Source organism: Mesorhizobium sp. M0768 (assembly GCF_040320195.1).
In the GTDB taxonomy this organism is placed as follows: Bacteria; Pseudomonadota; Alphaproteobacteria; order Rhizobiales; family Rhizobiaceae; genus Mesorhizobium.
Genome location: NZ_JAMYPD010000046.1, coordinates 25,394 through 31,603, shown reverse-complemented (window position 1 = coordinate 31,603; position 6,210 = coordinate 25,394). Strand labels below are relative to the sequence as shown.

8 protein-coding genes are annotated in these 6,210 nt (G+C 62.5%); 6 read left to right on the top strand and 2 right to left on the bottom strand.

What is annotated here, in order from left to right; translation table 11 throughout:
• The first annotated feature begins 92 nt into the window (after positions 1–92).
• Complete coding sequence (locus NKI08_RS31565; protein WP_352774970.1) at positions 93–395, top strand: hypothetical protein; 303 nt, start codon at positions 93–95, stop codon at positions 393–395.
• Positions 396–541: 146 nt separating this feature from the next.
• On the opposite strand, the gene NKI08_RS31560 is transcribed toward NKI08_RS31565, so the two are convergent.
• Complete coding sequence (locus tag NKI08_RS31560) at positions 542–886, bottom strand: RidA family protein (protein ID WP_352542360.1); 345 nt, start codon at positions 884–886, stop codon at positions 542–544.
• Positions 887–1,096: 210 nt separating this feature from the next.
• On the opposite strand from NKI08_RS31560, the gene aztA reads away from it, so the two are divergent.
• From aztA to NKI08_RS31540, 4 genes are all read left to right on the top strand, one after another.
• Positions 1,097–1,909: a zinc ABC transporter ATP-binding protein AztA gene (gene aztA, locus NKI08_RS31555; RefSeq protein ID WP_352774967.1), complete on the top strand. Its 813-nt coding sequence runs from the start codon at positions 1,097–1,099 to the stop codon at positions 1,907–1,909.
• The gene (gene aztB, locus NKI08_RS31550; RefSeq protein ID WP_352457155.1) at positions 1,909–2,784 is read left to right on the top strand and encodes a zinc ABC transporter permease AztB; all 876 of its coding nucleotides are present in this window, start codon (positions 1,909–1,911) and stop codon (positions 2,782–2,784) included. The genes aztA and aztB overlap by 1 nt, the downstream gene beginning before the upstream one ends.
• Positions 2,785–2,808: 24 nt before the next feature.
• Positions 2,809–3,750: a zinc ABC transporter substrate-binding protein AztC gene (gene aztC, locus NKI08_RS31545; RefSeq protein ID WP_352774965.1), complete on the top strand. Its 942-nt coding sequence runs from the start codon at positions 2,809–2,811 to the stop codon at positions 3,748–3,750.
• Positions 3,751–3,872: 122 nt separating this feature from the next.
• Positions 3,873–4,211, top strand: a complete 339-nt coding sequence (locus tag NKI08_RS31540) for a protein tyrosine phosphatase family protein (protein ID WP_352774963.1) — start codon at positions 3,873–3,875, stop codon at positions 4,209–4,211.
• A gap of 262 nt (positions 4,212–4,473) precedes the next feature.
• Here NKI08_RS31540 and NKI08_RS31535 read toward each other — a convergent pair whose 3' ends face one another.
• Positions 4,474–4,941, bottom strand: a complete 468-nt coding sequence (locus NKI08_RS31535; protein WP_023674409.1) for an Lrp/AsnC family transcriptional regulator — start codon at positions 4,939–4,941, stop codon at positions 4,474–4,476.
• Positions 4,942–5,080: 139 nt separating this feature from the next.
• Here NKI08_RS31535 and hppD point away from each other — a divergent pair, with 139 nt between their 5' ends.
• On the top strand, positions 5,081–6,196 hold the full coding sequence (gene hppD, locus NKI08_RS31530) for a 4-hydroxyphenylpyruvate dioxygenase (RefSeq protein WP_352774961.1): 1,116 nt from the start codon (positions 5,081–5,083) through the stop codon (positions 6,194–6,196).
• Positions 6,197–6,210: the final 14 nt, after the last annotated feature.

Below are 6,210 nucleotides of genomic sequence, written 5' to 3'. Positions count from 1 at the left end.
GATCACCTCATGAACGTGAACACAACGCCCGGCCCAGGGATGCCATGGATAAAGAAACTTGCGTTCCTCGGTCCCGTGGGCGTTCTCTCGTCGTGTTGTACAATGCAGAGCGCCCGCACGAGGCGATCGCCGGCGCCGTGCCGCTCGACCGCTACCGGTCTTCCCCGCGCGACTTCAGGGAGACCCAGCAGCCCTTCGACTATGCGCCCGGCGACCATATCCGCAAGATCCAGCAGAAGGGCGCGACCTCGCTGTTCGGCCGCCACTTCAAGATCTGCAATGCCTTCGCCGGGCGCGCCGTCGCCTTCCGTGCGACCGACAAGGACGGCGTCTTCAACGTCTTCTTCCGCCATCAGAAAATCCAAACCATCGACCTCAACCTCGTCGAGAGATAGCATGGAGCACTGTTCGCGATGTCCTCGCACACCTGTTCGCGATGTCTCCGGTCCAAACAGTGGGGAGGGTTAGGGTGGGGGTCCATCTTCGTAAGAATCCAAATGCGATTGCCCTGCCCTCGAGGGGGAGGGTTAGGAGCCGCCTCTCAAATCGCCGCGGTAACAATAATCTCGACCAGATATTCCGGTCCGGCAAGTTTCGCTTCGCCGGTGGCGCGGGCCGGCGTGTTGCCTTGCGGCACCCATTTGTCCCACTCCGCGTTCATCTCGGCAAAGGTGCTCATGTCGGCCAGCCAGATGATCGCCTGCAGGATCTTGGTTTTGTCGGTGCCGGCCTTGGCCAGCAATTCGTCGATCGCCGCCAGAATGTCCCTGGTCTGGGCACCGACGTTTCCGCCCGGCTTGCCGACCTGACCGGCCAGATAGACGGTGTTGCCGTGGATGACGATCTGGCTCATGCGCTGGCCTACATCGATACGACGAATGCTCATTGGATATTCCTTCTCCTCTTGTCGCTGCGCCTGTTTAGGGGCCGGGTTCGTCGGGGGCAAGGCCGCTCGAGCGGAACTTCTTGAGCAAGCCAAAGCACACAACAAGACGGCCCGGCCGCAATTCCGCCCGATTGGCTTGTTGACTAATGTAATAACATCACATATCGAATCCGCCCCTGCAGCACCGATCATCGCCCCATGGATCGTCACATGAGCCAAACCTGCCTGACCTTCCGCGACCTGACGCTGGGCTACAATAGCCATCCTGCGGTCCACCACCTCAATGGAACAATCCGCAAGGGATCGCTGACGGCGGTCGTCGGCGCCAACGGCTCCGGCAAGTCGACGCTGATGAAGGGCATTGTCGGCGTCCTGAAGCCGATGGCCGGCACGGTGATCCGGGCGCCCGGCGTACGCGCCGCCTATCTGCCGCAGCAATCGGAACTCGACCGCTCCTTTCCGGCCCGGGTCGTCGACCTGGTTTCGCTTGGCCTGTGGCCGCGGCGCGGCATGCTCGGCCGCTATACAAGGGAAGACCGCGACTCGGTCAGCAAGGCGCTGATGGCCGTCGGCCTAGGCGGTTTCGAGAAGCGCCCGATCGACACACTGTCGGGCGGCCAGCTGCAGCGCACGCTGTTTGCCCGCGTGCTGTTGCAGGATGCCGAGCTCATCCTGCTCGACGAGCCGTTCAACGCTGTCGATGCCAAGACGGTCGGCGACCTGATCGCGCTGATCAAGCGCTGGCACGGCGAGGAACGCACGATCATGGTTGTGGTCCACGATCTCGATCTGGTGCGGCAGAATTTCCCCGAAACACTGCTCCTGGCGCGCCAGCCGATCGCCTGGGGCGAGACCAGGGAGACGCTGCAGCCGGAGAATCTGTTGCGCGCGCGCCGCTTCCACGAAGCCTGGGAGGACAACGCGCCATGGTGTGAGCCCGGCGAGCATGATCACGAGCACGGTGGCCACGAGCACGGCCATGACCACGACCATTATCACGGCTCCGGGCCGAGGGCGGCATGATGGAGGTGCTTTACGGTCTGTTCGTCGCTCCTTTCGCCGACTACGCCTTCATGCAGCGGGCGCTTGCCGGTTCGATGATGCTGTCGCTCGGCGCCTGCCCGGTCGGCGTGTTCCTGATGCTGCGGCGCATGAGCCTGTCCGGCGACGCCATGGCGCATGCCATCCTGCCGGGTGCCGCCGCCGGCTTCCTGTTCTATGGCCTGGAGATCCTGCCGATGACCATCGGCGGACTGATCGCCGGCATCATCGTGGCGCTCGGCGCCGGCGCCGTCTCGCGCTTCACCATCCAGCGCGAGGACGCCTCCATGGCGGCCTTCTATCTGATTTCGCTGGCCATCGGCGTGCTCATGGTGTCGATCCGCGGCTCCAGCGTCGATCTCATGCATGTGCTCTTCGGCACCGTGCTGGCGCTCAACAACGAGGCGCTGACGCTGATCGGCGGCATCGTTGTGGTGACGCTGGTCAGCCTCGCCATCTTCTGGCGGGCGCTGGTCGCCGAATGCCTCGACCCTTTGTTCCTGCGCTCGGTCAGCCGGATGGGCAGCCCGGTGCATTTCATCTTTCTCGGCCTCGTCGTGCTCAACCTCGTAGGCGGCTTCCAGGCGCTCGGCACCTTGCTGTCGGTCGGGCTGATGATGCTGCCGGCAGCGGCGGCCCGCTTCTGGACCTCGCGCGTCGAGCCGATGTGCGTGCTGGCCACAGTAATCGGCTTTGCCTCCTGTATTGCCGGGCTGCTGTTGTCCTACCATGCGTCATTGCCGTCCGGCCCGGCCATCATCCTGTCCGCCGGCGTCGTCTATTTCGCCTCGATCCTGTTCGGCACGCGCGGCATCCTGCGCGCCCGCATCGTCCATCACCGCCACCGAACTGCCTGATCCCAACAAAGGAGAACCTAGTCCATGCTGAAATCGATCCGCGCCGCTTTGGCCGTGAGCGTTATAACATTAACCGTCTTTGGCGCATCTTCGGCCTTCGCAGAGCCGTTGAAAGTGGTCGCCAGCTTCACGATCATCGCCGATTTCGCCAAAAATGTCGGCGGCGACCGCATCGATCTGACCACTATCGTCGGGCCGGACGGCGACGCCCACGTCTACGAGCCGAGCCCCGCCGATGCGGTGGCGATGGCCAAGGCCGACATCGTGCTGGTCAACGGCCTGCATTTCGAAGGTTTTCTGCAGCGCCTGGTCGACGCCAGCGCCACCAAGGCTTCGATTGCCGTGCTGACCAAGGGGGTCACGCCGATCAATTTCAAACCCGAATTCGCCGAGGCCGATGCCGCCGAAGGCGCGGAAACCGATGGCGGCAAGACGGTCACCGATCCGCATGCCTTCCAGTCGATCGCCAATGCCAAGATCTATGTGAAGAACATCGCCGACGCCTTTTGCACGGCCGACGCTGCGGGCTGCGACAGCTACAAGGCCAATGCAGCCGCCTATACGCAAAAGCTCGAGGCGCTTGAGGGCGAAGTGCAGGCGGCGATCCAGTCGATCCCGCAGGAGAAGCGCGTCGTCATCACCTCGCATGACGCCTTCGGCTATTTCGAGCAGGCCTACGGCTTGACGTTCCTGGCCCCGGAAGGCGTGTCGACCGAGTCGGAGCCCTCCGCTGCCGACGTCGCCAAGCTTGTCAGCCAGGTGAAACAGGACAAGGCGGCGGCGATCTTCGTCGAGAACATCACCAACCCGCGGCTGATCGAGCAGATCGCCAGCGAGACCGGCATCAAGGTGGGCGGCACGCTCTATTCCGATGCGCTGTCGCAGCCCGACGGCCCGGCCGCGACCTATATCGACCTGATGCACAACAACATCGCCCAGATCAAAGGCGCGATCCTCGGCAGCTGAGCTGTCTAGTCACTCCATCCGGTCGGGCTGAAATCGCCCGGCCGGATTTCTATCTAATGGCTGTTGCCGACCGGGTCAGGGAGTGGCAAGACTGCCGCTAACCAGATTGCGAGGACACCGCCATGGAATACCGCCAGATCAGCGACGACTATTCGGTCTCCGGCCAGATCCAGCCCGAAGATGTCGCCACCATCAAGGCCGCCGGCTTCAAGAGCGTGATCTGCAACCGGCCGGACGACGAGCAGCCCGGCCAGCCATCGGCCGACACCGTCAAGGCGGCGGTCGAGGGCGCCGGGCTCGCCTTCCGCTACATCCCTGTCATCAGCGGCCAGATCACGGCCGAGAATGTCGAGGACCAGGCCGAGGCACTGGATGAGCTTGATGGCCCGGTCTTCGCCTATTGCCGTTCCGGCGCCCGCTGCACCAATCTCTATGGGCTGATCAAGCAGTCGAAGGGGTGAACGGCCTCACGTTCCGAGCGGAAGAAGTCAAGTTCCGCACTGTGGCGATCCTTCACACCCCCCTCTGTCCTGCCGGACATCTCCCCCTCAAGTGGGGAGATTGGATGTCGCGTTGGCTTTCGCCAATTTTCAGCGTTGCGGAGTGGGCAGCGAGGTCAGAGCTGCCAATCTCCCCACTTGAGGGGGAGATGGCCGGCAGGCCAGAGGGGGGTGCTGTCCTGGGTGCTGTCCCTCCGCCATATCTAACGAAAAGCCGTCTGGGCTAAATCGGCAGCGCGCCGGTTTCCTTCAATGTCTCAAGCACGATCGCCGTCTTCACATGCTGCACCGATTCGTGCGGCAGCAGCACGCCGTTGACGAATTCCGACAGCGACTTCAGGTCCGGCGTCACGACTTTCAATATGTAGTCCATCTCGCCGGTCAGCGCGTGCGCTTCCTGCACTTGCGGCAGCCGCGCCACCAATTCGCCGAAACGCCGCGCATTGTCGCGGTTGTGGGTGGCGAGCGTCACCGAAATGACGTTGACCAGGGAAAAGCCGAGTTTGTCGCGGTCGAGCACCGCCCGGTAGCCCTTGATATAGCCGTCCTCCTCCAGCCGCTGGCGACGACGCGAGCATTGCGACGCTGACAGGTTCACCCGTTCCGACAGATCGTTGTTGGTCAGCCGTGCATCGCCCTGCAATAGAGCCATTATCTTGCGGTCAAACTGGTCGATGCGCGCCTCATCCATGAATTTCGGGTCCGCAGTGCACAACTCGCGCATGATCAGACCATTTCAAGCGTTTGAATGCAAGCAATTTGCACTCGCTCCGCGCTATAATTGCGTCCAGATGGCCGACGCGGCCAGTTCCAGATTTCGGAGCAATGCCATGGGTCCCTTCCCGCACGACGCACCGCCCGCCAAGATCAGCAAAACCAATCCCGCCGGCACCGACGGCTTCGAGTTCGTCGAATTCGCGCATGCCGAGCCGGAAAAGCTCGCCGAACTGTTCACCCGCATGGGCTATGTGCCGGTGGCCAAGCACCGCGGCAAGGACATCACCGTCTGGCGGCAGGGCGACATCAACTATGTCGTCAATGCCGAACCCGGCTCGCATGCCATGAAATTCGTCGACAAACACGGCCCTTGCGCCGCCTCGATGGCGTGGCGGGTGGTCGATGCAAGGCATGCCTTCGATCACGCGGTGGCCAAGGGCGCGACGCCCTATGAAGGCAACGACAAGACGCTCGACGTGCCGGCGATCGTCGGTATCGGCGGATCGCTGCTCTATTTCATCGAAACTTACGGCGAGAAGGGCTCGGCTTACGACGCCGAGTTCGACTGGCTGGGCGAGCGCGACCCCAGGCCGGAAGGCGTCGGCTTCTATTATCTCGACCACCTGACCCACAATGTCTATCGCGGCCAGATGGACAAATGGTGGGATTTCTACCGAGACCTGTTCGGCTTCAAGCAGATCCATTTCTTCGACATCGACGGCAAGATCACCGGCCTGGTCAGCCGCGCCATCACCTCGCCCTGCGGCAAGATCCGCATTCCGCTGAACGAGTCCAAGGACGAGACCAGCCAGATCGCCGAATATCTGAAGAAGTATAATGGCGAGGGCATCCAGCACATCGCCGTCGGCACCGACGACATCTACGGCGCCACCGACAGGCTGGCCGCCAACGGCCTGAAGTTCATGCCGGGACCGCCGGAGACCTATTACGACATGTCTTATGCCCGCGTGAACGGGCACGAAGAGCCGATCGAGCGCATGAAAAAGCACGGCATCCTGATCGACGGCGAAGGCGTCGTCGATGGCGGCACGACCAAGATCCTGCTGCAGATCTTTTCCAAGACAGTGATCGGCCCGATCTTCTTCGAGTTCATCCAGAGGAAGGGCGACGAAGGTTTTGGCGAGGGCAATTTCCGCGCTTTGTTCGAATCGATCGAGCAGGACCAGATCAAGCGCGGCGTGCTGAAGGTGGACGGTAAGGCAGCGTAGCCAACTCGGCCGAG